We start from the raw sequence: 1,112 nt of genomic DNA, 5'->3' as shown, positions 1-1,112 counted from the left end.
CGTTCAGCTTGGCCTCAACGCCATCGATTTTCTCGGTGAGCTTGACCTCGACGCTGTTAATCCTTTCGTTCAGCTTGGCCTCAACGCCATCGATTTTCTCGGTGAGCTTGACCTCGACGCTGTTAATCCTTTCGTTCAGCTTGACCGCCACCCCGTCAACCCGCTCTTCCAGCCGCTTGATCTCCCCTTGCAGCCTTGTTTCCACCTGGCGGATCTCGCCCCGCATTTCTGTAAATTGCAGGTCGATCTTCCGATCCAGGGCGAGGATGAGATCTCTGAGATCGGGCTGGGCAGTTTCGTTCATGGGAAAGAGAGCAGCGGGGCTTGAAGCCATTATGGCAGCAGAGCACTCTGCTTCATCGTGTCGTTTGTCTTGTCAGCCTTGCTCAAGTTCATTCCAGAATGAACGTTTGCAGGCTTGCCATGGCAGCGCCGAAATCCTCGGTCAATTGGGGTGGCCCAGCTCCTATTCCCCTTCAGTAGGTGCTGCTGCCTCAGGATCCAAAACGGCTCCTGCCCCGTAAGAGTCAATATCTATGGCCTGGGAGCCGCCCGTAGCCAACAGAGCCAGCAGGGATCCCAACTGCCACCACACCAAGCCTGCCGTGCCCAACACTAGGATCCCACCGACGCAGGCGGCCAGAGCCATAGGCAGGCCAAACACATTCAAACACGCAGCCACAAAGCCAAAGGTAAACAAGCAGCAGAGACTGTAGGTGAGGATCACCCCAGGAGTGCGATAGCGAATTTGGGCTTGGCTATCCCGGTTGAGCTGCCAAAGGGCTACCTGGTATTCCAACTTGTCCTTGAAAAGGATGCCAAAGATAACGGCAAAAAAGCTGAGCAGGGCAATGGCAGAGTAAATGGGGGGATTGGCGAAGGGATCAGAAAAGTTGCCGCCGGCGTAAAGGGATTCCATGGGGCCTACCTCGGTTCGGGATCTAAGCTCTTAGCTTAACATTTCTTAGCATTACTGCCAGTAAGCCGGGTTGCGTTAGCTCCACCAAGTCCACCCTAACCAGGTTGTCGCTCACCAAAAAACTGGGTCTGAAGCCCCGCCCTTAAAGCCTACGGCCCGCTGACGCGACAGGGCGGCTTTCATGTGTGTACAA

The 1,112-nt window shown here is 55.2% G+C and carries 2 protein-coding genes; both read right to left on the bottom strand.

Features of this window, described 5'->3' with window-relative positions; translation table 11 throughout:
* Positions 1–304 (bottom strand): hypothetical protein (locus NW849_RS14310; protein ID WP_414358511.1); only part of this gene is annotated, 304 nt, incomplete at its 3' end.
* Between the two features lie 162 nt (positions 305–466).
* Positions 467–919, bottom strand: coding sequence for a hypothetical protein (locus NW849_RS14305; RefSeq protein WP_414358508.1), 453 nt, complete (start codon positions 917–919; stop codon positions 467–469).
* Between the last annotated feature and the right edge of the window lie 193 nt (positions 920–1,112).

The sequence above is a fragment of the Synechococcus sp. R55.3 genome, assembly GCF_047461975.1.
Lineage (GTDB): Bacteria > Cyanobacteriota > Cyanobacteriia > Thermostichales > Thermostichaceae > Thermostichus.
The sequence above is the reverse complement of the archived record's forward strand: the minus strand, read 5'-3'. Positions and strand labels throughout refer to the sequence as shown.